Source organism: Shewanella sp. AS16, from assembly GCF_021412365.1.
Lineage (GTDB): Bacteria > Pseudomonadota > Gammaproteobacteria > Enterobacterales > Shewanellaceae > Shewanella > Shewanella salipaludis.
In genome coordinates this window covers 1-232 of sequence record NZ_JAKCLK010000505.1, presented here as the reverse complement: position 1 = coordinate 232, position 232 = coordinate 1, and the positions used below count along the sequence as shown (strand labels likewise).

Genomic DNA, 232 nt, shown 5'->3' with positions numbered 1-232 from the left:
CGACCTCACCCTTATCAGGGGTGCGCTCTAACCAGCTGAGCTACAGACCCATCTTTGATAAACCCGCTTAACCAGGCCCATCGTTACTCTTTCTTCTATCAAGCAAATCTGTGTGAACACTCAAAAGCATCGAGTTAGTCGTATAGGTAAGGAGGTGATCCAGCCCCAGGTTCCCCTAGGGCTACCTTGTTACGACTTCACCCCAGTCATGAACCACAAAGTGGTGAGCGCT

Annotated in this window: 1 rRNA gene; it reads right to left on the bottom strand. The window is 50.4% G+C overall.

The features are described 5' to 3' along the window. Nucleotides 1-147: 147 nt before the first annotated feature. A 16S ribosomal RNA gene (locus LZP73_RS21285) occupies nt 148-232 on the bottom strand; the annotation flags it as partial.